Annotated in this window: 23 protein-coding genes; 15 read left to right on the top strand and 8 right to left on the bottom strand. The window is 59.8% G+C overall.

Annotated features, from left to right (window positions below; all coding sequences use genetic code 11):
- Nucleotides 1-39: 39 nt before the first annotated feature.
- The gene (locus tag AC07U5_RS01705; protein ID WP_494722124.1) at nucleotides 40-1,485 is read right to left on the bottom strand and encodes an FAD-binding oxidoreductase; all 1,446 of its coding nucleotides are present in this window, start codon (nucleotides 1,483-1,485) and stop codon (nucleotides 40-42) included.
- A gap of 154 nt (nucleotides 1,486-1,639) precedes the next feature.
- Here AC07U5_RS01705 and denD point away from each other — a divergent pair, with 154 nt between their 5' ends.
- The 5 genes from denD (at nucleotide 1,640) to AC07U5_RS01680 (ending at nucleotide 6,650) form a co-directional block, all read left to right on the top strand.
- Nucleotides 1,640-2,626 (top strand): D-erythronate dehydrogenase, encoded by a 987-nt coding sequence (denD, locus tag AC07U5_RS01700; RefSeq protein WP_494722123.1) that lies wholly within the window; start codon nucleotides 1,640-1,642, stop codon nucleotides 2,624-2,626.
- Nucleotides 2,623-3,525, top strand: a complete 903-nt coding sequence (locus AC07U5_RS01695; protein ID WP_494722122.1) for an NAD(P)-dependent oxidoreductase — start codon at nucleotides 2,623-2,625, stop codon at nucleotides 3,523-3,525. Before denD ends, AC07U5_RS01695 begins: the two co-directional genes overlap by 4 nt.
- Before the next feature lie 174 nt (nucleotides 3,526-3,699).
- Nucleotides 3,700-5,133 carry an aldehyde dehydrogenase family protein gene (locus AC07U5_RS01690; protein WP_062424776.1) on the top strand — a complete coding sequence of 478 codons (1,434 nt, stop codon included), beginning with the start codon at nucleotides 3,700-3,702 and terminating at the stop codon, nucleotides 5,131-5,133.
- Between the two features lie 109 nt (nucleotides 5,134-5,242).
- Nucleotides 5,243-6,217, top strand: coding sequence for a threonine ammonia-lyase (locus AC07U5_RS01685; protein ID WP_113259550.1), 975 nt, complete (start codon nucleotides 5,243-5,245; stop codon nucleotides 6,215-6,217).
- 34 nt (nucleotides 6,218-6,251) lie between these two features.
- A complete protein-coding gene (locus AC07U5_RS01680; RefSeq protein ID WP_494722121.1) occupies nucleotides 6,252-6,650 on the top strand; it encodes a (R)-mandelonitrile lyase in 399 nt (132 codons plus the stop codon).
- 51 nt (nucleotides 6,651-6,701) lie between these two features.
- On the opposite strand, the gene AC07U5_RS01675 is transcribed toward AC07U5_RS01680, so the two are convergent.
- Nucleotides 6,702-7,805: an NAD(P)/FAD-dependent oxidoreductase gene (locus AC07U5_RS01675; RefSeq protein WP_494722120.1), complete on the bottom strand. Its 1,104-nt coding sequence runs from the start codon at nucleotides 7,803-7,805 to the stop codon at nucleotides 6,702-6,704.
- Between the two features lie 229 nt (nucleotides 7,806-8,034).
- Here AC07U5_RS01675 and AC07U5_RS01670 point away from each other — a divergent pair, with 229 nt between their 5' ends.
- Nucleotides 8,035-8,178 carry a hypothetical protein gene (locus AC07U5_RS01670; RefSeq protein ID WP_165457044.1) on the top strand — a complete coding sequence of 48 codons (144 nt, stop codon included), beginning with the start codon at nucleotides 8,035-8,037 and terminating at the stop codon, nucleotides 8,176-8,178.
- Nucleotides 8,179-8,185: 7 nt separating this feature from the next.
- Here the strand turns inward: AC07U5_RS01670 and AC07U5_RS01665 are convergent, their stop codons facing one another.
- The gene (locus AC07U5_RS01665) at nucleotides 8,186-9,307 is read right to left on the bottom strand and encodes a cobalt-precorrin-5B (C(1))-methyltransferase (RefSeq protein ID WP_494722119.1); all 1,122 of its coding nucleotides are present in this window, start codon (nucleotides 9,305-9,307) and stop codon (nucleotides 8,186-8,188) included.
- Between the two features lie 93 nt (nucleotides 9,308-9,400).
- On the opposite strand from AC07U5_RS01665, the gene AC07U5_RS01660 reads away from it, so the two are divergent.
- The 4 genes from AC07U5_RS01660 to AC07U5_RS01645 all read left to right on the top strand — a co-directional run bounded on the left by AC07U5_RS01660 (nucleotide 9,401) and on the right by AC07U5_RS01645 (nucleotide 13,489).
- The gene (locus AC07U5_RS01660) at nucleotides 9,401-10,714 is read left to right on the top strand and encodes a cobyrinic acid a,c-diamide synthase CobB (protein ID WP_494722118.1); all 1,314 of its coding nucleotides are present in this window, start codon (nucleotides 9,401-9,403) and stop codon (nucleotides 10,712-10,714) included.
- Between the two features lie 127 nt (nucleotides 10,715-10,841).
- On the top strand, nucleotides 10,842-11,738 hold the full coding sequence (yghU, locus tag AC07U5_RS01655; RefSeq protein WP_153312576.1) for a glutathione-dependent disulfide-bond oxidoreductase: 897 nt from the start codon (nucleotides 10,842-10,844) through the stop codon (nucleotides 11,736-11,738).
- Nucleotides 11,739-11,750: 12 nt separating this feature from the next.
- A complete protein-coding gene (locus AC07U5_RS01650) occupies nucleotides 11,751-12,128 on the top strand; it encodes a hypothetical protein (RefSeq protein ID WP_153312577.1) in 378 nt (125 codons plus the stop codon).
- A 110-nt stretch (nucleotides 12,129-12,238) separates the two neighbouring features.
- Entirely contained in the window at nucleotides 12,239-13,489 is a 1,251-nt protein-coding gene (locus AC07U5_RS01645) for a cytochrome-c peroxidase (protein ID WP_153312578.1), read from the top strand.
- A gap of 39 nt (nucleotides 13,490-13,528) precedes the next feature.
- Here AC07U5_RS01645 and AC07U5_RS01640 read toward each other — a convergent pair whose 3' ends face one another.
- Nucleotides 13,529-14,968 (bottom strand): MFS transporter, encoded by a 1,440-nt coding sequence (locus AC07U5_RS01640; RefSeq protein ID WP_494722117.1) that lies wholly within the window; start codon nucleotides 14,966-14,968, stop codon nucleotides 13,529-13,531.
- A 111-nt stretch (nucleotides 14,969-15,079) separates the two neighbouring features.
- On the opposite strand from AC07U5_RS01640, the gene AC07U5_RS01635 reads away from it, so the two are divergent.
- Nucleotides 15,080-15,697 (top strand): helix-turn-helix transcriptional regulator, encoded by a 618-nt coding sequence (locus tag AC07U5_RS01635; RefSeq protein ID WP_494722116.1) that lies wholly within the window; start codon nucleotides 15,080-15,082, stop codon nucleotides 15,695-15,697.
- A gap of 132 nt (nucleotides 15,698-15,829) precedes the next feature.
- Here AC07U5_RS01635 and leuB read toward each other — a convergent pair whose 3' ends face one another.
- From leuB to AC07U5_RS01620, 3 genes are all read right to left on the bottom strand, one after another.
- A complete protein-coding gene (gene leuB / locus AC07U5_RS01630; protein WP_494722115.1) occupies nucleotides 15,830-16,936 on the bottom strand; it encodes a 3-isopropylmalate dehydrogenase in 1,107 nt (368 codons plus the stop codon).
- 226 nt (nucleotides 16,937-17,162) lie between these two features.
- The gene (gene leuD / locus AC07U5_RS01625; protein WP_062597426.1) at nucleotides 17,163-17,768 is read right to left on the bottom strand and encodes a 3-isopropylmalate dehydratase small subunit; all 606 of its coding nucleotides are present in this window, start codon (nucleotides 17,766-17,768) and stop codon (nucleotides 17,163-17,165) included.
- Between the two features lie 143 nt (nucleotides 17,769-17,911).
- Entirely contained in the window at nucleotides 17,912-18,148 is a 237-nt protein-coding gene (locus tag AC07U5_RS01620) for a hypothetical protein (RefSeq protein ID WP_062424811.1), read from the bottom strand.
- Nucleotides 18,149-18,259: 111 nt separating this feature from the next.
- On the opposite strand from AC07U5_RS01620, the gene AC07U5_RS01615 reads away from it, so the two are divergent.
- Both AC07U5_RS01615 and AC07U5_RS01610 read left to right on the top strand, forming a co-directional pair.
- Nucleotides 18,260-19,171 carry an HpcH/HpaI aldolase/citrate lyase family protein gene (locus AC07U5_RS01615; RefSeq protein WP_494722114.1) on the top strand — a complete coding sequence of 304 codons (912 nt, stop codon included), beginning with the start codon at nucleotides 18,260-18,262 and terminating at the stop codon, nucleotides 19,169-19,171.
- On the top strand, nucleotides 19,168-19,374 hold the full coding sequence (locus AC07U5_RS01610; RefSeq protein WP_062424764.1) for a DUF1737 domain-containing protein: 207 nt from the start codon (nucleotides 19,168-19,170) through the stop codon (nucleotides 19,372-19,374). The genes AC07U5_RS01615 and AC07U5_RS01610 overlap by 4 nt, the downstream gene beginning before the upstream one ends.
- Nucleotides 19,375-19,541: 167 nt before the next feature.
- Here AC07U5_RS01610 and AC07U5_RS01605 read toward each other — a convergent pair whose 3' ends face one another.
- Entirely contained in the window at nucleotides 19,542-19,985 is a 444-nt protein-coding gene (locus AC07U5_RS01605) for a metallopeptidase family protein (protein WP_062424763.1), read from the bottom strand.
- A 324-nt stretch (nucleotides 19,986-20,309) separates the two neighbouring features.
- On the opposite strand from AC07U5_RS01605, the gene rplU reads away from it, so the two are divergent.
- Both rplU and rpmA read left to right on the top strand, forming a co-directional pair.
- Complete coding sequence (gene rplU / locus AC07U5_RS01600; RefSeq protein WP_062424762.1) at nucleotides 20,310-20,624, top strand: 50S ribosomal protein L21; 315 nt, start codon at nucleotides 20,310-20,312, stop codon at nucleotides 20,622-20,624.
- A 40-nt stretch (nucleotides 20,625-20,664) separates the two neighbouring features.
- On the top strand, nucleotides 20,665-20,934 hold the full coding sequence (gene rpmA, locus AC07U5_RS01595; protein WP_062424761.1) for a 50S ribosomal protein L27: 270 nt from the start codon (nucleotides 20,665-20,667) through the stop codon (nucleotides 20,932-20,934).
- Nucleotides 20,935-21,046: the final 112 nt, after the last annotated feature.

Genomic DNA, 21,046 nt, shown 5'->3' with positions numbered 1-21,046 from the left:
GTGGACATGAACGCCGAAGGACGGCGCACTTTCATTCTTCTAGCTAGCCGCTTGTAGGGCAAGCTGGCAACCGGGATTCATGCGAAGCTCCGGATCGAAGGCGGCTTTCAGCCGCTCGATCATCTCCCGCTGGACGGGCGCGAGACGGCTTTCGAAATCCCCGCGCTTCAAGCGGCCGATCCCGTGCTCGGCACTGATGCTGCCGGCGTAACGGTCTAGCACGGCGTTGACGATGACCTTCGCCTTGTAGATGTCACGGTCCCGCTCCTCACGCGTGCTGCCGTTGGGCGGAAGCACGTTGAGATGCACATTGCCGTCTCCCACATGACCGTAGGATACCGCCAGGCATTCCGGCAGATCCTTGGCCAATTCCGCCTCCGCTTCTGCAACGAATTCGGCAAGGCGCGACAGCGGCACGGAGATATCGGTGCGCATATGGGCACCGCGCAGCGCCTGGCCCTCATTCATGCCTTCGCGGAACATCCAGAGTGATTGCGCCTGAGCGCGCGAAGAGGCGATGACGCCATCGAGCACCAGCCCGTCTTCCATCACACCTTCGAGAAAGCGGCTCATCAGATCGCTGGTATCGACCAGACCAGAGCCTGAAATCTCCATCAGCACATAGGCGGCATAATCGCCGGCGATCGGCATTTTCAGATCCGGAATGGCTTCCATGGCAAGCGTGAAGGCGACCGGCGGCATGAACTCGAAAGCCGACATCAGATCGCAGCACTCACGACGGGCGCGGCGATAGAGCTTGATCGCATCATCGAGCGAGTTCAATCCGAGAAGCGCGGTCTCGACATGCTCGGGGTTGGGATAGAGCTTGACCGAGACGGCGGTGATGATGCCAAGCGTTCCTTCCGCGCCGATGAAAAGCTGCTTGAGATCGATGCCGCGATTGTCCTTGCGAAGCGTCGACAGCCCGTTCCAGATCGTCCCATCCGCAAGAACAACTTCGAGACCGAGCACCAATTCGCGCGTCATGCCATAACGCAGCACATTGATGCCGCCGGCATTGGTCGAAACGTTGCCGCCGATGCGGCAGGATCCTTGCGCGCCGAGAGACAGCGGAAAGAACATGCCCTTTTCCTGCACCGCATCCTTGAATTCCGACAGGATGCAGCCAGCCTCCACCACGGCGGAAAAATCATCCGTATCGATGGCGCGAATGGCATTCATGCGCTCAAGGCTGAGAACGATCTGGTGATCCGGCGCATCGGGCACGCCACCAAGAACGAGACCGGTATTGCCGCCCTGGGGGACAATGGCGAGGCCAAGCTCTGCGCAGAGCCGCACGGTCGCGGCAACGTCTTCAACATTACGTGGGCGAATGACGGCAACGGCACTGCTTGAGACATCGCCATGCCAGTCGCGGCAGTAGCGGACCATTTCTGCCGCATCCGTCAGAACCAGCCCCTCGCTAAGACCAGCCTTCAAAGAAGCCTGCAGCTCTTCGCGTGATTGCGCATGACCCTTGAGCATCTGCCCCCTCGCCTCCACCCAGGCGGTGACGCTTCTTTGGCGTCTCCGCTCTTAAATTTTTCGGTTTTTCAAAATACTGTTTTCAAGCCAGTCATATAAGGTTATCAGACAACCTTACAAGTCAAATTTTGTGATGCGGTGGAGGAGAAACCAGATGCATGTAGCGATTATCGGCGCAGCCGGAATGGTAGGGCGCAAGCTGACCGAAAGGCTCGTTCGCGAAGGAAGGCTGAACGGCAAGGACATCGAGGCATTCACCCTGATCGATGTGTTTCAGCCCGAATCGCCAGCCGGCTTCAAAGGTAAGGTCGATGCACGCGCCGCCGATCTTTCCGCCCCCGGCGAGGCCGAAAAGCTGGTCTCCACAAGACCGGACGTGATCTTCCATCTCGCGGCCATCGTTTCCGGCGAAGCAGAGCTCGATTTCGACAAGGGCTACCGCATCAATCTGGATGGCACGCGTTATCTCTTCGATGTGATCCGCCTTGCCAATGGCCAGGATGGCTACAAGCCGCGGGTGGTCTTCACCTCGTCCATCGCCGTCTTCGGCGCACCGCTGCCTTACCCGATCCCCGATGATTTCCACACCACACCGCTGACCAGCTACGGCACGCAGAAGGCAATCTCGGAGCTGCTGCTATCCGATTACACGAGACGCGGTTTCTTTGAAGGGATCGGCATTCGCCTGCCGACGATCTGCATCCGCCCCGGAAAGCCGAATGCCGCCGCCTCCGGCTTCTTCTCCAACATTTTGCGTGAACCTCTGGTCGGCCAGGAAGCAGTGTTGCCGGTGCCGGAGACCATCCGCCACTGGCATGCTTCGCCCCGTTCGGCTGTCGGCTTCCTGCTGCATGGCGCAACGATCGATACGAACAAGGTCGGTCCACGCCGCAATCTCTCCATGCCAGGCCTCAGCGCCACGGTCGGCGAGCAGATCGAGGCGCTGCGCAAGATCGCAGGCGAAAAGGCCGTCAGCCTCATCCGCCGCGAACCCAATGAGATGATCATGCGCATGTGCGAAGGCTGGGCGCCCGGCTTCGAGGCCACCCGCGCGCGCGAATTGGGCTTTACAGCCGAGACGAATTTTGAAGAGATCATCAAGGTCCATATCGAAGACGAGCTGGGAGGTTCGCTGAAATGACGGAGTCGGGCAAACAAGCGCGCACCATCGCCTTTATCGGCACCGGCCTGATGGGTGGGCCCATGGCCCGCAACCTGTTGAAAGCCGGCTTCACGGTGCGCGTCTGGAACCGCAGTGTGGAGAAAGCGCAGGCGTTGTTGGAGCATGGGGCGGTCCTCGCCGCCTCCCCTGCTGACGCGGCGAAAGGTGCCGACATCGTCATCACCATGCTGAGCGATGGCAATGCCGTCGGCAATGTGCTGTTCGACATGGGTGTTGCCGAGGCACTGGAAAAAGGCGCCATCGTCATCGATAGCAGCTCCATTGCCCCGCCGATCGCTCGCGACCATTCGCAAAAGCTGAAAGCGCTTGGTATTGCCCATGTGGACGCACCGGTTTCCGGCGGCGTGCCGGGCGCAACTGCCGGGACGCTAGCGATCATGGCCGGTGGCGATGAGGCAACGGTGAGCAGTCTCGGCGATGTCTTTTCCGCCATGGGTCGCCTGACCTATGTGGGACCATCCGGTGCAGGCCAGCTGTGCAAGCTCGCCAACCAGCAGATCGTCGCCATCACCATCGGCGCAGTGGCGGAAGCCATGATGCTGGTCGAAGCCGGTGGCGCGTCGCGCGAAGGGTTCCGCAAAGCCATCCGTGGCGGCTTTGCCGAAAGCCGTATTCTCGAGTTGCATGGCGAGCGCATGGTGAACCGCAACTTCGTGCCCGGCGGTCCCTCCAAATTCCAGTTGAAGGATCTGAACGGCGTTCTTGCCACCGCCAAGGATCTTGATCTGACGCTGCCGCTGACGGAAGAAGTGACCCGCGCTTTCGATGCCTTCGTCGGCAATGGCGGCGCCGATATCGACCATAGCGGCCTGTTGCTGCATCTGGAAAGACTGAACAAACGCGAGCACGAAGACTGACTTAAAAAATCATACAATTAGACGCCCGAATGTCTTTCGCGATGGCATGACATGACATAGGGTCACCGCCGACCTCGTCGCGCGCTCTGCCGCGGCGGACAACGCGAAGGAGCAGGGCTTCGCCCCCACGCTGCCCGAGCACTGAAAATTAAAGCCATTACAGGGAGTGCACCAATGACAATTCACCAAAACCTTATCGGCGGCGAATGGATCGGATCCGAAACGTCGAAGAACATCAATCCTTCTGACACCAACGAAGTCGTCGGCCTTTACGCACAGGCTTCCGCCGAAGACGCCAAGCAGGCGATTGCCGCTGCCAAGGCTGCTTTTCCGGCATGGTCGCGCTCCGGCATTCTCGAGCGTCACGCCATCCTGAAGAAGACCGCCGATGAAATCCTCGCCCGCAAGGAAGAGCTCGGCGCGCTTCTCGCCCGTGAAGAGGGCAAGGTTCTGGCCGAAGGCATTGGCGAGACCATCCGCGCCGCCCAGATTTTTGATTTCTTTGCCGGCGAAGCACTGCGCCTGGCAGGCGAAGTCATTCCGTCGGCTCGCCCGAACATCGGCGTTGAAGTCACCCGCGAACCGCTCGGCGTCATCGGCATCATCACGCCCTGGAACTTCCCGATTGCCATTCCGGCCTGGAAGATTGCACCGGCGCTCTGCTACGGCAACACCATCGTCTTCAAGCCGGCAGACCTCGTTCCCGGTTGCGCCTGGGCGATCGTCGATATCCTGCACCGCGCGGGCCTGCCGAAGGGCGTTCTGAACCTCGTCATGGGTCGCGGTTCCGTCGTCGGTCAGGCAATGCTCGACAGCCCGGATCTCGCTGGCATCACCTTCACCGGCTCCACCGGCACCGGCCAGCGCGTTGCCGCTTCGTCGCTGCCATTCAACCGCAAGTTCCAGCTGGAAATGGGCGGCAAGAACCCCTTCGTCGTTCTTGATGATGCAGACCTTGGCGTTGCCGTCGAAGCGGCTGCGAACTCCGGCTTCTACTCCACCGGGCAGCGTTGCACCGCCTCTTCGCGCATCATCGTCACCGAAGGCATCCACGACAAGTTCGTGGCAGCGCTTTCCGAGCGTCTGGCCAAGATCAATGTCGGCAATGCGATGTCGAAAGACACCCATGTCGGACCGGTCGTCGATGAAAAGCAGTTGAAGCAGGATTGCGACTATATCGAAATCGGAAAGAAGGAAGGCGCCAAGCTCGCCTTCGGCGGCGAAGTGCTGAAGCGCGAAACCCCCGGCTTCTTCCTGCAGCCGACGCTGTTCACCGAAGCCACCAATGACATGCGCATCTCGCGTGAGGAAATCTTTGGACCGGTCGCCTCCGTCATCCGCGTCAAGGATTACGACGAGGCTCTGGCCGTTGCCAATGACACGCCCTTCGGCCTGTCTTCGGGCATCGCCACCACCAGCCTGAAGCACGCAACGCACTTCAAGCGCAACGCCGAAGCCGGCATGGTCATGGTCAACCTGCCGACCGCTGGCGTCGACTTCCACGTGCCCTTTGGTGGTCGCAAGGCATCCTCCTTCGGCCCACGTGAGCAGGGCAAGTATGCCAACGAATTCTTCACCACCGTGAAGACGGCCTACACGCTGGCCTAAATCACCAGGCAGAGACGAAAATCCCCGGCTTCGACCGGGGATTTTTTTGGCTTCACGTCGCTGCATTTGGCCCTATGGTAGGCACCATCTGGAATGACGTGAGACGATGATGACCGATATTGCGATGATCGAAGCCGCCCGCCAGCGTATGAACGGCGAGGCAATCCGCACCCCCTTGATGTCGTCTCCCTTTCTTGACGAGATTGCCGGCCGCAAGGTCCTGATCAAGCCGGAATGCCTGCAGCGCACCGGCTCCTTCAAGTTTCGTGGCGGCTGGTCGGCGGTCTCGGCACTGGAACCAGAGGTGCGAAAGCGCGGCGTCATCGCCTTTTCCTCCGGCAATCACGCCCAGGGCGTCGCACTGGCGGCAAGCCTGCACGGCGTGCCCGCCGTCATCATCATGCCGCGCGATGCACCGAAGATCAAAATCGAAAACACCAAAGCCTACGGCGCCGAGGTCGTGCTCTACGATCGCGCCAATGAAGACCGTGACGCGATCGGCGCGACGCTGTCCGAAGAACGCGGCCTGACCTTGATTCGCCCCTATGACGAACCGCTGGTGATTGCCGGCCAGGGAACGGTGGGCCTGGAGATTGCCGAACAGGCGCAGGAGGCTGGCATCGAGAAAGCAGAGGTGCTGGTTTGCTGTGGTGGCGGCGGGCTGACATCGGGTGTCGCGCTTGCCTTGGAAGCCAGGGCCCCGGGCCTGAAGGTTCGTACCGCAGAACCGGAGCATTTCGACGACGTGGCGCGCTCGCTCGCCTCAGGGAAGATCGAGAGAAACGCGGCCCTCAGTGGCTCCATCTGCGACGCGATCATCACGCCGCAGCCCGGCAACATCACCTTTCCGATCCTCAAGCGCCTGTGTGGTGCTGGCATTGCCGTCACCGAAGAAGAAGCGCTGCGGGCCATGGTGCTCGCCTTCCAACGCCTGAAGATCGTGGTGGAACCGGGCGGTGCCGTGGCACTGGCAGCCGCCCTTTTCCATGGTGATGAGCTTGAAACCGATACCGTGATCGCCGTGGCATCCGGCGGCAATGTCGATAGTGCCATCATGGCGGACGCGCTGTCGAAATACGCCTGATCTTCAAGCGTTCAACGAGACGAGGAACATGATCATGGAAATCACCCGCGCTGGCACGAAACCATCGGGCAAAGGCCCTGCCGACTATTTCACCGGAACGGTCCGCATCGATCCACTGTTCAATCCGCATGATGCAGAGCGGGTGCAGGGCGCGCAGGTAACTTTTGAGCCCGGTGCCCGCACAGCCTGGCATACCCATCCGCTTGGTCAGACACTGATCGTCACATCCGGATCGGGCCTGGTGCAGCGCGAAGGTGGCCCGGTCGAAAAGATCGCACCGGGCGATGTCGTCTGGTTCTCACCCGGTGAGAAGCACTGGCACGGCGCATCGCCACAAACCGCCATGACCCATATCGCCATCCAGGAAGTGAAGGACGGCAAGGTCGTGGACTGGATGGAGCAAGTGACCGACGCTCAGTACACGGGCGACTAAAGCATCGGCCGAAAGGACCCACGGCAATCTAACGTGGCGGTTTGAGACGCGCTATTCGGCCAGTCTCGAAACAACCTCACCCGCAATTGCCAGCGATGCCGTCAAACCGGGGCTCTCGATACCGAAAAGATTGACGAGGCCGGAAACGCCATGCCGCTCCGGTCCGTCGATGCGGAAATCCATCGCGGGCTCTGAAGGTCCGGAAATCTTGGGCCTGATGCCGGAATAGGCTGGCTGGAGTGCGTCATCCGGCAAGCCCGGCCAGTAGCGACGGATCGCCTCGTCAAAGCCCGCCGACCGTTTCGGATCGACGGCGTAATCGATGCGGTCGATCCACTCAATATCCGGACCGAAGCGCGCCTGTCCGGCAATGTCGAGCGTCAGGTGGACGCCGAGGCCATGGGCATGGGGTGCCGGATAGATGAGTCGCGAAAATGGCGCTCTGCCTTTCAGCGAGAAATAGGAGCCCTTGGCATAATAGGCTTCAGGAATATGTGCGGCCGGCAGTCCATCGATGGCGCCGGCAATTTGCGGCGCAACCAGCCCTCCCGCATTGATGAGCGTTCGGCAGGTCAATTCCACCGGCTCGCTCCCGCCGACAAAGACCCGGAAGCCTTCGGCTTCCACTACCGCGCGCAGGAACGGCGCTCTGTAAGCCATGCTGCCACCCGCATCTTCCATGTCGCCGAGCAGCGCCAGCATGTAGCCATGGCTATCGATAATGCCGGTCATCGGTGACGACAATGCCGCCTTGCAGGAGAGTGCCGGTTCCAGACGCTGGGCCTCGGACGCGCTGATCAGATCCAGCGCCTCGCAACCATTGGCGAGGCCTCGCCGCTGCAGGTCTTCGATCAGAGAAATTTCGCTCTCGGCGGTCGCCACGATCAACTTGCCGCACCGGCGATGCGCAACGCCATGACTTTCGCAATAGTCATAGAGCCGCTGTCGCCCCTCCACGCAAAGCCGCGCCTTCAGGCTGTCTTGCGGATAATAGAGCCCGGCATGAATGACCTCGCTGTTGCGAGAGGAGGTCGCGCTGCCGAATTCGGCTTCCTTTTCCAATACGATGACGGACTGGCCTTGAAGCGCGAGCGCCCTCCCGACCGCAAGGCCGATGACACCCGCCCCTATGATGATCGCATCGATATCCGCCACGCGTCTTTCCCACCTTTTACCCATTGAACCGAAACACCGCTCGGACGTTAAGGAATCGTGAATGCGGTAGATCGGACCTTGTTGGGAGGCAAGTCACGACCAGTATTTTCCCCGCAAGCCCAATCTTATGGAAATTTATCTCTACTGGAACACTAGAGAATAGCGATATTCTCAGCGTCACTATCCCGCAGATCGGCGGTACCGATTTTTGGACGAACAGGAGGGTGCGATGTCTTATTCCAAAGCAGGAAAAGCAAGAGATTTCACGCCGTCAACCGCGCCGCATCGCGGCTGGCAGGCATCGATCCATACAGCGCTCGTCGGCATCTGCTTTGCATTCGTCGCAGCGGTGATCTTCGGTCTGGTGCCTTAACGAGACTTTAGCCGATCGGCGCCTCGGAATTGGGGGCCGCTCGATTTGATGGCGTCGGCGCGGTGCGCCCTTTAAGATTGCCGTCGCGGTCGAAGACCAGGATATCAAGCGCGATATCGTCCCGGCCAAGTGCGGCTGCAGCCGTAACCCAGGCTTTCTGTGCCACAATATGTCCAAGATCGATCCCGGCGGCCTCAGCCAGCTGAAAGGCATGCGCCACCATATTGGTGTTGCGGATGGTGGTCAGAAGTTCGCTCGTCGCACCCGCTTCTTCGGCAAGCTTTGCCAAGGCTTCCAGATCCGCCAGCCCGCGCTTGGAATGGACGTCGAGCATGCCCTGCGCCAGCTTGGTCATCTTGGCGACCCCGCCCGCGACCGTCACTCGCGGGACCGGATGGGTCTTCAGATATTTGAGCATACCGCCAATGAAGTCGCCCATGTCGATCAGAGCGGTTTCTGGCAGACCGTAAAACGCCTGCCCCGCCTTTTCCGACGCATTGCCCGTCGCGCCCAAGAGATGGGAAAGGCCCTCTGCCCGCGCCACATCGATTCCGCGCCAGATCGAGTGGATCCAGGCCGAACAGGAAAAGGGGATAACGATACCGGTCGTTCCGAGAATGGAGAGGCCGCCAACAATGCCGAGACGGCCATTCAAAGTCTTTTCCGCCAGCGTCTCCCCGTCGCGCACGGAGATTTCCACCTCGAAGTCGGCCTCGGCACCGGCCACCTCATGGATCGCTGCCTTGATCATCTGGCGCGGGACGGGATTGATCGCGGGCTCTCCCACCGAAAGCGGCAGACCAGGCCGGGTGACAATCCCCACGCCCTTGCCCGCCTTGAAGCTGATGCCGCTTCCCTTTTCCGTTCTGCGCAGCGTGCTTTCGATCAGCGCGCCATGGGTCACATCCGGATCGTCGCCGGCATCTTTGACGATGCCCGCGCGGACGAACCCGTCGCCCTTTTCCTCCGTTGCGAGAACAAAGGCCGGTCGAGACCCGTTTGGAAGTTCGACATCGACAAGATCAGGGAAGGACCCGGTCAAAAGCGCCTGACAGGCGGCCTTCGTCGCTGCGGCAGCGCAGGTGCCGGTGGTCCAGCCACGCCGAAGGTTTTTGCCATCCGTTTCCATGAATGTCCTATAGACCTTGCAGCGTGAGCCGTCATCGGTAAACAACAGACCAACTGCATGATCAAAAGCGCGCCCGGAGTTTAGAATTCTGCCATGACCGCAAAAGCCATCATTATCGGCGCGCCCCGCTCCGGCTCCGGCAAGACCAGCGTCACCATCGGGCTGCTGCGCGCCTTTGCCCGCCGCGGCATCAAGGTGCGCGGCATCAAGACCGGACCGGATTACATCGATCCCGGCTTTCATGCGGTGGCGACCGGTACGCCCGGTCTCAACCTGGACAGCTGGGCGATGCAGCCGGATCTGCTGCGCCACCTTCTGACCCAGCAGGCAGATGGTGCGGATCTTCTGCTGATCGAAAGCGCCATGGGTCTCTTCGATGGCATTGCCGTCTCCAATAACCGCACCGGCTCGGCCGCCGATCTGGCGCGGCTCTTTCACATCCCCGTCCTCCTGGTCCTCGATGTCTCGGGCCAGTCGCAAACGGCGGCAGCCATGGCGCATGGTTTTGCCCATTACGATCCGGCGGTGAAGATGGCCGCCGTGGTTCTGAACCGCGCGGGGAGCGAACGCCATCGCACGCTTTGCACCGACGCGATCGAAAAGATCGGCCTTCCTGTGGCCGGCTGCGTCATGCGCGACCCGTCGCTGACGCTGCCCGAACGGCATCTCGGTCTGGTGCAGGCGAGCGAACACCCGGAAATCGACGCCCATATCGAAAGACTGGCCGATACTATGGAGCGCGCTATCAATCTCGATGCGCTGCTGGCTCTGGCAACGCCCATCGATTTGGCCGAAGGGTCGGTCGAAGCGGGAATTGCCCCTCCTGGCCAGCGCATCGCACTGGCGGAAGACGCCGCCTTCACCTTCCTCTATCCGCATCTGAAGCGCCAATGGCGGGAGGCCGGCGCCGAAATCCTGCCCTTCTCGCCGCTTGCCGATGAAGCCCCGGACGCCTCCTGCGATATCTGCTGGCTGCCCGGTGGTTATCCGGAGCTTTTCGCTGGACAACTTGCAGCCGCATCGCGCTTCAGGGCGTCGCTTGCCCAATTTTCGCAGACGAAGCCAGTGCACGGGGAATGCGGAGGCTACATGGTGCTGGGAGAAGCGCTGGAGGACGCGAACGGCGTGACGCACGCCATGACCGGGCTACTCTCGCACGCCACCAGCTTTGCCAAGCGGAAGATGAACCTCGGTTACCGTCAGGCCAAGATCGCCGAGACCGGCCCGCTTGGCCAGGCCGGCGATGTTCTGCGCGGACACGAGTTCCATTATGCCAGCGTCATCGACGCCGGCACCGATCAGCCCTTCGCCGAAATTGCCGATGGTCTCGGCAAGCCGCTTGGGCCATCCGGCGGCAGGCGCGGCCTTGTCAGCGGAACATTTTTCCACGCGATCGCAAAGGCTTAGCAGGTTCTTTTTCCTGAGGCTGGTGTTCCGTCTGCTGCGGGAGTGGAGGAACGGCTTTGCATTTCCTATATTGCTGAAACACAGCATCCCCCACCTGGAACCACATCTGGAATAAGGACGGATCTTCATGACCGAAAAGTCTCCCGAAAACAACTTTCCCGCAGGCTATCAGCCGCCAGAGGTCTGGCAGTGGGAAAAGGGCAATGGCGGCGCGTTTGCCAATATCAACCGGCCGATTGCCGGCCCGACCCATGACAAGGAACTGCCGGTCGGAAAGCATCCGCTACAGCTCTATTCATTGGCGACACCGAATGGTCAGAAGGTCGGCATCCTGCTGGAAGAGCTCCTGGCCGCCGGCCATTCCGGCGCGGAATATGATGCCTGGCTGATCAAGATCGGCGATGGCGACCAGTTCGGTTCCGGCTTCGTTGCCGCCAATCCGAATTCGAAAATTCCGGTCATGGTCGATCATTCCACACCGGAACCGACGCGCGTTTTCGAAAGCGGCTCGATCCTTCTCTATCTCGCGGAAAAATTCGGCGCCTTCCTGCCGAAGGAGCACAAGGCCCGCACCGAAGCGTTGAATTGGCTGTTCTGGCAGATGGGTTCTGCCCCCTTCCTCGGCGGCGGCTTCGGCCACTTCTACGCCTATGCGCCAATCCACATCAAATATGCCATCGACCGTTTCGCCATGGAAGCAAAGCGCCAGATGGACGTGCTCGATCGTCATCTGGCCGAAAACCGCTATATGGCGGGCGATGAATATTCGATTGCCGATATCGCCATCTGGCCCTGGTATGGCAACCTGGCGCGCGGACAATCCTATCCGAAGGCGGAAGTGTTCCTGGAAGCAGCAAGCTACAAGAATGTGAAGCGCTGGGCCGATGAAATTGCCGAGCGTCCTGCCGTCAAACGCGGTCGCATGGTCAACAAGGCTTCCGGTGATCCCTCAGAACAGCTACATGAGCGTCACGACGCGTCCGATTTCGACACCAAGACGCAGGACAAGATCGGCAAGAACTGAAGGATAGACGAAATGGCGAACCTGCCCGACATGACCAAACACCGTGGTTTTCCATCCGGCATGCCGGGCACAGGCGTCCAGTTTACCATACGCCGCGCCAATCCGCGCGGCGTTACCCCCATCAAGCAACTGCCACGCAAGGCGCGCCCCGGCACGCCGGAACATCGTATCGATGCGGCCTTCCTGCATGCGCTTTGGCACCATTTCGGCGCTGATCCCTTCGAGCGCGGTAATCTCGATGCCGCCCGCCTCAGCCTGCTCTTCGGCCGTGAAGTTCTCCCCGCCGAGAAGAATTTCGATCCTCTCTCCTATGAGGCGATGCTCATGATCGACGAGCGCGTGGCGCGCCAGAGCTTCCCCGAATCCTTCGAGGATTACTTCGACGTCTGAGGCCAAAATTGGCGCCTGCGACAAAGTGGAGACCTTGAAGAAAGTTTCTGTGCGCGGCGTCAAGAAGATGGTATAGAGCCACCGGTTTCATCATTTTCGGCGGCTCTGACATGGTCAGGCAATTCTCTCATTTTCTTGCCGCTTCGGCACTGGTCCTCCTTCCCGTTGCGATGGGTCTTGGCGGAGCTGCTCATGGCGGCACCGACTACCCAACCGTCGAAAAGCTAGGCGAAGCGCTGTTTCACGACGCCAATCTGTCGATGAACCGGACGATGTCCTGTTCGACCTGCCATACCTCCGCCAATGGCTTCACCGACATTCGCGATACGGAAAAGGCAGGCCATGCGGTTTCGCTTGGCGATGATGGCAAGTCGCTGGGAGATCGTAATGCGCCGACGGCAACTTACGCCAAATTCTCCCCGCCCTTCGGCAAGGACGCCGGAGGAAACTATATTGGCGGCCAGTTCTGGGATGGACGTGCCGCCACGCTGGAAGATCAGGCCGGCGGCCCGCCGCTCAACCCAATCGAAATGGGGATGGCCGACAAGTCGAGCGTGGTGAAGCGGCTGAGGGAAAATCCCGACTACGTCACCGCGTTTGCGAGCCATTTCGGGCCGAACGTATTCGAGAACGACGAGGAAGCCTTCGCTGCCATGGGCAAAGCGCTGGCGGCTTACGAGCGATCCGATGCGCTTTCCACCTTCGATTCGAAATATGACCGCTTCCTGCGCGGCGAGGAAAAGCTGACGGATCAGGAAGAACTTGGCCGCGTGTTGATGTCGTCCACGCAGTTCACCAACTGCAATACCTGCCACACGATCAAGGGTGAGCATGGCCTCTCGGACGGCGTCTTCACCAACCACAAATATTTCAACATCGGCGTCCCGGCAAACAGACTAACCCGCGCGGCCAATGGGTCGAAGCCGGACGCTGTCGATCTCGGCCTGGCGCAAAATCCAGCGGTCGGCGACGATCCGGCACAGCGCGGCAAGTTCAAGGTGCCGTCGCTCCGCAATATCGCGGTCACCGGCCCTTACATGCACAACGGCGTGTTCAAGGACCTGCGCACCGTCGTGCTGTTCTACGTGAAGTACAAGAGCAAGAAGCCAAGCCGCCAGATCAACCCGGAAACCGGCGAGAAATGGGATGCGCCGGAGGTTCCGGACAACATCGCCATGGAGGAACTGACGTCCGCCCCGGCACTTGACGACAAGCGCGTCGATGCCATCGTCGCTTTCCTCAAGACGCTGACCGACAAGCGCTACGAGCCGCTGCTTGCCAAGGGCGAGAATATCGGACGCCCGGAAGATCCGACCGTCCACGCGATCTCCGCGAAGCCCGGAGACGCCGCAAAAAATTAAGTCGCCTCAATCACTTCGAGGACTTCTGCCCGGCATCGATCAATCATTGTCACTCACTTGCGCTCCGTAACGTGGCTCTGGCAATGAGAAGGCCGCGAACGCCGCCAGAACCGCTGGCAGGGCAAAGAGCATGAAGAGCCACGTCGCAGCAGATGCTGCCCCCTCGACGCCGCCGGGGCTCACAAGCCCGGTGCTGTTGACAATCACACCGGAAAGAGCCGCGCCAAAAGCGCTGCCAAGAGACTGTACGGTGGTGATGCCAGCCGATGCCTTGTCTTTCTCATCAGGCTCGGCGAGATGCAGAATATGGGTCACGAGATGCGCCCAACCGAGCCCAACGCCGAAGCCCATGCCGAAGATCAGAAAAGCGGCTGCGCTGACCAGAAGCACGTCCCCAGCGGGATTGAGCCGTGCCAGCGTTACAGCCAGCATGCCGATGCAGACAGCTTCCAGAATGGCGCCGACAAGGATGGAGCGGCGCATCGCCTTGCCGGTGAAATCGCTGCATATGAAGGCGGCTGCCGTCCAGCCGAGTGCCACAAGGGCGACGATATAGCCCGAGATCAATGGCGGCACGTTGTGCAGGTTCTGGAGGAAATACGGGATGTAAATGTCGCAGGTCAGGGCCGCCAGGAGCATGAACATAGCAGCATAAACACGCGCGATCGGCATCGAGAGAAGCGTGCCGCCACGCGGCAGAATGCGCAACGTCGCCCGCCGTTCGACAAGCAGAAGTGCTGCAATGGCGGTGAGAGCACAAACAACAAGCCAGCTGCGGGCGCCAATCTCTTCGGCGGTGCTCGCAAAGCTGACCAGCAGAAGCGAAGCGGACAGCAGGATCATCTGCTTTAGCGGCGCCTTGGTCTCGGTCCGGTCATCCACGCCCACCGGCAGCAGCCACGGCGCCAGAAGTCCCATGACGAGTGCGAAAGGGACGATAATCGCGAAAGCATGTCGCCATGCGCTGCCCTCGGCGAAGAAGCCGCCGAGCGTCGGTCCGATGAAGGTCGAGATACCCCAGATCGCGGCATAAAGCGTCGTTGCCTTGTTCCACAGAGACTCCGGATAGACATAGCGGATGAAAGCATAGCCCAGCGTTGCCAAGGTCCCAGCCCCGAAGCCTTGCACGGCTCGCCCGGCAAGGACGATCTCCATGGTTGGCGCCATAGCGCAGATCGCCGAACCGAGGAGAAAGAAGACTGCACCGACACTATAGGTTCGATTGAGGCTAAGGCCACGTGGACGGATGGCGATAAATACCGAGCCCAGCACAGAGGCCGTCACGTAGAGCGTCGTCACCCAGGCAAAGAGTGGCAGGCCACCAATATCGCGGACGACAAACGGCATGATCGTGGCCGTCACATAGGTCTCGATCGCATAGAGCGCGATGCCACCTGAGAGCATCAGGCTTGCTCCCAGATGCCGGGCGGAAAAGAGGGTCCAAAGGCTGGTTGACGCAGGGGCGTCGGATGAAGACATGATCGAATTTCCGATGAAAGGCCGTTGCAAAGTCAACGGCTTGGAATTATCCAAGTTATGACTTGGAATTTACACCCGCAGACAAATTAAGCAAGCGGCAGGACAGACAAAATGCGCCCTTCTCCCCGTGACCGGCTCCTCTATCTGTTGAAGACCGAAGGCCCGAAAGCCACGTCAACGCTCAGCGAAGTTCTTGGCCTGACGGGCGAAGCGGCGCGCCAGCAGCTTGCCAAACTCGCCGATGAAGGGTTGGTGGAAAGCATTGCGGAGCCCGCAATCGGGCGGGGGCGGCCGCGTCAGAGTTGGCGCCTGACCAGCGCCGGCCATCGCGAATTTCCAGATGGTCATGCTGACGTCGCAGTGTCCCTCATCGAAGCGATCGGCAGCGAGCTTGGCGCGGATGCACTGGAAACGATCATTACAGCCCGGGAGCGCAAGACAGCGGCGATTTACAGCGCGGCACTTCTCGGCGCCCGTACTTTGGACGAGCGTGTCGCGCGGCTCTCAGCCTTAAGGGTGGCCGAGGGCTACATGGCAAGCTGGTGGCAGGAAGAGGATGGACACTTCATCCTCGTCGAAAACCACTGTCCGATATGCGCCGCCGCAACCGCTTGCCGTGGCTTTTGCCGTTCGGAGATCGATATTTTCAGAGCCGTGCTGGGCGCACCGGTGGAGAGGACCGAGCACCTGCTGCAGGGTGCGAGACGATGCGCGTACCGGATCGGTTAGCGCAAGGTCCGCCCGTGCTTGCAACACCTTTTTGAATAGACGCATCGGCCCGAAAATCGATGTCGATTTTCGGGCCGATGCTGTAGTGGCGCCCAAGCAAAGCTCGGGCGCGACAGAGCCAAAAAGGCGCTCTTACAGAGCCTTGAATTCCGCCAGAACCGCATCGCCCATTTCCGACGTGCTGACCTGGCGTGCGCCGGCGGCCATGATGTCGGCGGTGCGGATGCCCTTTTCCAGCACATTGGCGATTGCCGTTTCCAGCTTGGTGGCGTCATCGACCATGTTGAAGGAGTAGCGCAGGCACATGGCGAAGGAGGCGATCATTGCGATCGGGTTGGCAATGCCCTGGCCGGCGATATCGGGAGCGGAACCGTGAACCGGCTCGTACATGGCCTTGCGCTTGCCGGTCTTGGCATCCGGCGCACCGAGAGACGCGGATGGCAGCATGCCAAGCGAGCCCGTCAACATGGCGGCGACGTCGGAGAGCATGTCGCCGAAGAGATTGTCGGTGACAATGACGTCGAACTGCTTGGGCTTGCGCACCAGCTGCATGCCACCGGCATCGGCCAGCATATGCTCCAGCTGCACGTCCTTGTACTTCGCCGCATGGGTTTCGGTAACGACCTGGTTCCACAGGACGCCGGACTTCATGACGTTGCGCTTTTCCATGGAGCAGACGTGGTTGCCGCGTGTGCGCGCCAGTTCAAAGGCGACGCTCGCGATACGCTCGATTTCGAAGGTATCGTAGATCTGCGTGTCGATACCGCGCTTCTGGCCGTTGCCGAGATCGATGATCTGCTTCGGCTCGCCGAAATAGACGCCGCCCGTCAACTCGCGAACGATGAGAATATCGAGACCTTCGACGAGCTCCGGCTTCAGCGACGAGGCAGAGGCCAGCGCCGGGTAGCAGATGGCTGGGCGGAGGTTCGCGAAAAGCTCAAGATCCTTGCGCAGGCGCAGCAGGCCCGCTTCCGGACGAACTTCATAAGGCACGCCATCCCACTTCGGTCCGCCGACCGCGCCGAACAGAATGGCGTCAGCTGCCAGCGCCTTTTCCATATCGGCGTCGGAAATCGCCACGCCATGCGCATCGTAAGCGCAACCGCCAACAAGGCCTTCCTCGACCATGAAGCCGGCGTCCTTATCGCTGTTCATGTAATCGATCAGCTTGCGGACCTCGGTCATCGCCTCCGGGCCGATACCGTCGCCAGGCAACAGGAAGAGCGAGCGCACAGTCATGAAATCCTCCTTGGGCGCTTGGAAAGAAGCGCACGTCAAAACATGGGTTGCAACGCCGAAAGGCTGCAATATGCGGGCTTCTTAACGCTCGACCTGAAGCATTTCAAGCAAAGCAAAAGCCGATTCGGTACGGGTGACGCACCAAACCGGCTTTCGAGACGTCGTCGTTTCGTTTCACAGTCTGTTCAAGAATTGTCGTTGGCCGGCTGCAATTATGTGATCGCTGTCAGGCCCAGGGCCGGACGGAGGCGTTGGTCTTTTCGAAGCTATCGATCGCGCCGGCATGTTCCAGCGTCAGGCCGATATCATCCAGACCGTTCAGCAGGCAGTGACGCTTGAAGGCATCGATCTCGAAGGTGATCCGCCCGCCATCAGGGCCGCTGATTTCCTGGTTTTCCAGGTCGATCGTCAACACGGCGTTGGAGCCGCGCGAAGCATCGTCGAGGAGCTTTTCGAGGTTTTCAGGGCTGACGACGATGGGCAGAATGCCGTTCTTGAAACAGTTGCTGTAGAAGATGTCGGCGAAGCTGGTGGAAATGACGCAGCGAATGCCGAAATCGAGAAGCGCCCAGGGTGCATGCTCGCGCGACGAGCCGCAACCGAAGTTGTCGCCAGCCACCAGGATTTGCGCATTCTGATAGGCAGGCTTGTTCAGCACGAAATCCGGGTTTGGCGAGCCGTCTTCGAGGTAGCGCGATTCGGCAAACAGGCCCTTGCCAAGACCGGTGCGCTTGATGGTCTTCAGGTAGTCCTTGGGAATGATCATGTCCGTGTCGACATTGACGACGGGCATGGGGGCGGCAACACCCGTCAGCTTGGTGAACTTATCCATCTCTCACTCCGAAATTCTGGCCGGCACCCAGCCGTTCAACCAAGGCCATTAAAGCAAAAAGGCGCGCTTTTGAAGATCAAAGCACGCCATTGCGGTACGCCGCCAATAATTGAATTACAATGCCAAAGCGTCAGTTGAACCGATCAGAGATCGATAATCGTGCCGCGGCCATCATTCCACACGCGCATGTTCTGCTGACGGCGATCCTGCGTCTTCACGCGGATGGGCTCAGGCTTGAGGCGGGAGGAGAACATCTTGGCGATGCTGAGAACCGCAAGCGTTCCGACGAATGCGATCGTCAGAGATGCGGTGAAGAGCGCGGCGAGAGCCAGAACTGCGATGCTGGAGGCTGCGATGAAGAATGTACGAATGCCCTGCATGGTCCAAACCTTTCTGTCCAGACGAATGTGGGCCTTCTTCTTGACGCTTGCAAGAGGTTTCACACCGTCATCGACCTTGCAGATGTAACAAAAGATTGACACAAGTGGGGCATGGCCGAATTTTTTGTCGATAATACTGCACGCCCGCGCCGTTCGCTGCTGTCTGTGCCTGCAATCAACCTGCGCGCCCTCCAAAAGCTAAGCTCTCTTGACTGCGATGGCGCGATCTTTGACCTGGAAGATTCGGTTGCTCCCGACATGAAGGATGAGGCGCGCAGCAACCTCCTGTCCTTCTTCCGCGAGACGCCGCTGGCAAACCGCGAAGCGATCATCCGCATCAATCCGCTGTCCACGCAGGCCGGGCTCAAGGATGTGGAGGCTGCGCTGACCTGCGGCCCCCAAGCCGTACTCTTGCCAAAGGTCGAGCAGCCCTCCGACATTCACGAACTTGCCGACCTTCTGGACGAAGCCGACGCTCCGGAAGAGATGCAGATCTGGGCGATGATCGAAACACCGCGCGGCATCCTGAACGCCGCAGCGATTGCCGAAGCCGCGCATACCAAAGCCGCAAGGCTTAGCGCCTTCGTGGTGGGCCTGAATGATCTGCGCAAGGATACCCGCGTTCCGGCAAGACCGGGGCGCACCTATCTCTTCCCCTGGCTGATGCAGGTGGTGCTTGCGGCCCGGGCTTATGGCCTCGAAGTGATCGACAGCGTTTCCAACGATTTCCGCGATCTGGATGCCTTCGCCATGGAATGCGAGCAGGGTCGCTACATGGGCTTTGATGGCAAGATGCTGATCCACCCGGCGCAGATCGAGGCGGCAAACACCGCCTTCACTCCCGATGAGGCGGCACTTGTAGAGGCGCGCGAGACGATCGCGGCTTTCGCAAAACCCGAATCTGTGGGATTGAACGTCATCAACATCAACGGACGTATGATCGAACGGCTGCATGTGGCCGGCGCAGAACGCCTCGTCGCCATCGCCGAGATCATCGCCGCAAGAAAGGCAGGAAACACATGAAGGTCTATCGTTTCATCACGGGCCCGGACGACGCGAAATTCTGTCACCGCGTCACCGACGCTCTCAACAAGGGCTGGGAACTCGCAGGCTCACCAAGCTACGCCTTCAACGCCGCAGCCGGCATCATGCATTGCGGCCAGGCGGTGACGAAGACCGTCGAGGGCAAGGACTATCATCCCGATATGAAGCTGGGTGAGCAGTAAGAGCGGTTGTGACGGTCGAGGCCTCTTCTACCGTCATCCTCGGGCTTGACCCGAGGATCCACCTTTACCAATAGTGTCAATGGCTTATGGATCCTCGCCTCAAGGGCGAGGATGACAAAAAGCGGGCGTTGCGGCTTTGTCGCACACGCGCACGCAAGCTAAGTCACTCACCCGCGATCTGCAGCCGCGTCGTCCGCGCTTTCCTCGATCCGCTCCATGTCGTCGTCCGACAGGCCGAAGTGATGGCCGATTTCGTGGATGAGGACGTGCGTGATGATGTCGCCAAGCGTCTCTTCGTTCTCGGCCCAGTAGTCCAGGATCGGGCGCCGATAGAGCGTGATGCGGTTGACCATCTCGCCGGTTTCCATGGTGAAACGCTCCGAAATGCCGCGGCCCTCAAAAAGGCCGAGCAGGTCGAACGGCGTTTCGAGCGCCATGTCCTCGAACACGTCGTCGGTCGGAAACTCCGAGATCTCGATGATCAGATCTTTCGTTAGCGCACGAAATTCTTCCGGCAGGTGGCCATATGCCTCAATGGCAAGCGATTCAAACGCTGATATTGTCGGCGCGTGGCGATCCCGCCAATCGTCGGTACTGTCTATGCGGGCCATTTCTGCTCCTTGCTGTGGGGCTGATATAAACCCTTGCGACATAAAATTCGAGACCTGTTTGCAACAACGGCGCAAAAGGCCTGATTTTCTAGGCGCAGCCGTCGTTTTTAGGCCGTTTTGAACCTTGACATAAAGGCCTCGCTCGCGTAATTCGCAGCCAAATTGATGGCGTATTGCGCCTTCCGTTTACTCCGCTTTGAAAAAAGCGGTCCACCGGCAGAGTTTCCAAGGGCATTTGCCTGGACGAATTTCCGCTACTCCGACTGATAAAAAGACGGCCAGCGCCAAAAGCGCAGAGCCGGAACGAACATGAAAGGATAAAAAATGTTCGCAGTCATCAAGACCGGCGGTAAGCAGTACCGCGTAAGCGCCAACGACGTGCTGACCATCGAAAAGCTGGAAGCAGACGCAGGCGCAACTGTAGAATTCACTGAAGTTCTCGTTGTCGGCGTTGGCGCTGATGCAAAGTTCGGTGCACCTTTCGTTGCAGGCGCAACGGTCAAGGCTGAAGTTGTCGAGCACAACCGCGGCAAGAAGGTCATCGCCTTCAAGAAGCGTCGTCGTCAGAACTCCAAGCGTACGCGCGGCCATCGTCAGCATCACACTGTCGTCCGTATCACGGACATCGTTGCTGCCTAATCGGCGCGACACGGGAAACTAGGTTTAAAGGAGCAATCCAATGGCACACAAAAAAGCTGGCGGTTCTTCGCGTAACGGTCGCGATTCCAACTCCAAGCGCCTTGGCGTGAAGAAGTTCGGCGGCGAAGCCGTCATTCCAGGCAACATTATCGTTCGTCAGCGTGGCACGCAGTGGCATCCCGACGCCAATGTCGGCATGGGCAAAGATCATACGCTTTTTGCACTCACGGCAGGCAACGTTAACTTCCGCACGAAGGCCAATGGTCGCGTATTCGTGTCCGTAGCGCCGAAAGCGGAAGCCGCAGAATAAGCCGGTAAGCGTCATATGCAGCCGGTGTCCCAATGACCCGGCTGAGACGTAACAGGTTCAGTCACAAAAAAGGGGAGTTGGGGCACCACCCAACTCCCCTTTTTTCTTTAAC

The sequence above is a fragment of the Agrobacterium sp. GW821-FHT02D03 genome, assembly GCF_059421725.1.
This window is presented reverse-complemented; position numbering and strand designations above follow the sequence as displayed.

Excerpts from the sequence above, each read along its gene's own strand:
- AC07U5_RS01705 (WP_494722124.1), bottom strand. The coding sequence starts at position 1,485 with ATGCTCAAGGGTCATGCGCAATCACGCGAAGAGCTGCAGGCTTCTTTG.
- denD (WP_494722123.1), top strand. The coding sequence starts at position 1,640 with ATGCATGTAGCGATTATCGGCGCAGCCGGAATGGTAGGGCGCAAGCTG.
- AC07U5_RS01695 (WP_494722122.1), top strand. The coding sequence starts at position 2,623 with ATGACGGAGTCGGGCAAACAAGCGCGCACCATCGCCTTTATCGGCACC.
- AC07U5_RS01690 (WP_062424776.1), top strand. The coding sequence starts at position 3,700 with ATGACAATTCACCAAAACCTTATCGGCGGCGAATGGATCGGATCCGAA.
- AC07U5_RS01685 (WP_113259550.1), top strand. The coding sequence starts at position 5,243 with ATGACCGATATTGCGATGATCGAAGCCGCCCGCCAGCGTATGAACGGC.
- AC07U5_RS01680 (WP_494722121.1), top strand. The coding sequence starts at position 6,252 with ATGGAAATCACCCGCGCTGGCACGAAACCATCGGGCAAAGGCCCTGCC.
- AC07U5_RS01670 (WP_165457044.1), top strand. The coding sequence starts at position 8,035 with ATGTCTTATTCCAAAGCAGGAAAAGCAAGAGATTTCACGCCGTCAACC.
- AC07U5_RS01665 (WP_494722119.1), bottom strand. The coding sequence starts at position 9,307 with ATGGAAACGGATGGCAAAAACCTTCGGCGTGGCTGGACCACCGGCACC.
- AC07U5_RS01660 (WP_494722118.1), top strand. The coding sequence starts at position 9,401 with ATGACCGCAAAAGCCATCATTATCGGCGCGCCCCGCTCCGGCTCCGGC.
- yghU (WP_153312576.1), top strand. The coding sequence starts at position 10,842 with ATGACCGAAAAGTCTCCCGAAAACAACTTTCCCGCAGGCTATCAGCCG.
- AC07U5_RS01650 (WP_153312577.1), top strand. The coding sequence starts at position 11,751 with ATGGCGAACCTGCCCGACATGACCAAACACCGTGGTTTTCCATCCGGC.
- AC07U5_RS01645 (WP_153312578.1), top strand. The coding sequence starts at position 12,239 with ATGGTCAGGCAATTCTCTCATTTTCTTGCCGCTTCGGCACTGGTCCTC.
- AC07U5_RS01640 (WP_494722117.1), bottom strand. The coding sequence starts at position 14,968 with ATGTCTTCATCCGACGCCCCTGCGTCAACCAGCCTTTGGACCCTCTTT.
- AC07U5_RS01635 (WP_494722116.1), top strand. The coding sequence starts at position 15,080 with ATGCGCCCTTCTCCCCGTGACCGGCTCCTCTATCTGTTGAAGACCGAA.
- leuB (WP_494722115.1), bottom strand. The coding sequence starts at position 16,936 with ATGACTGTGCGCTCGCTCTTCCTGTTGCCTGGCGACGGTATCGGCCCG.
- leuD (WP_062597426.1), bottom strand. The coding sequence starts at position 17,768 with ATGGATAAGTTCACCAAGCTGACGGGTGTTGCCGCCCCCATGCCCGTC.
- AC07U5_RS01620 (WP_062424811.1), bottom strand. The coding sequence starts at position 18,148 with ATGCAGGGCATTCGTACATTCTTCATCGCAGCCTCCAGCATCGCAGTT.
- AC07U5_RS01615 (WP_494722114.1), top strand. The coding sequence starts at position 18,260 with ATGGCCGAATTTTTTGTCGATAATACTGCACGCCCGCGCCGTTCGCTG.
- AC07U5_RS01610 (WP_062424764.1), top strand. The coding sequence starts at position 19,168 with ATGAAGGTCTATCGTTTCATCACGGGCCCGGACGACGCGAAATTCTGT.
- AC07U5_RS01605 (WP_062424763.1), bottom strand. The coding sequence starts at position 19,985 with ATGGCCCGCATAGACAGTACCGACGATTGGCGGGATCGCCACGCGCCG.
- rplU (WP_062424762.1), top strand. The coding sequence starts at position 20,310 with ATGTTCGCAGTCATCAAGACCGGCGGTAAGCAGTACCGCGTAAGCGCC.
- rpmA (WP_062424761.1), top strand. The coding sequence starts at position 20,665 with ATGGCACACAAAAAAGCTGGCGGTTCTTCGCGTAACGGTCGCGATTCC.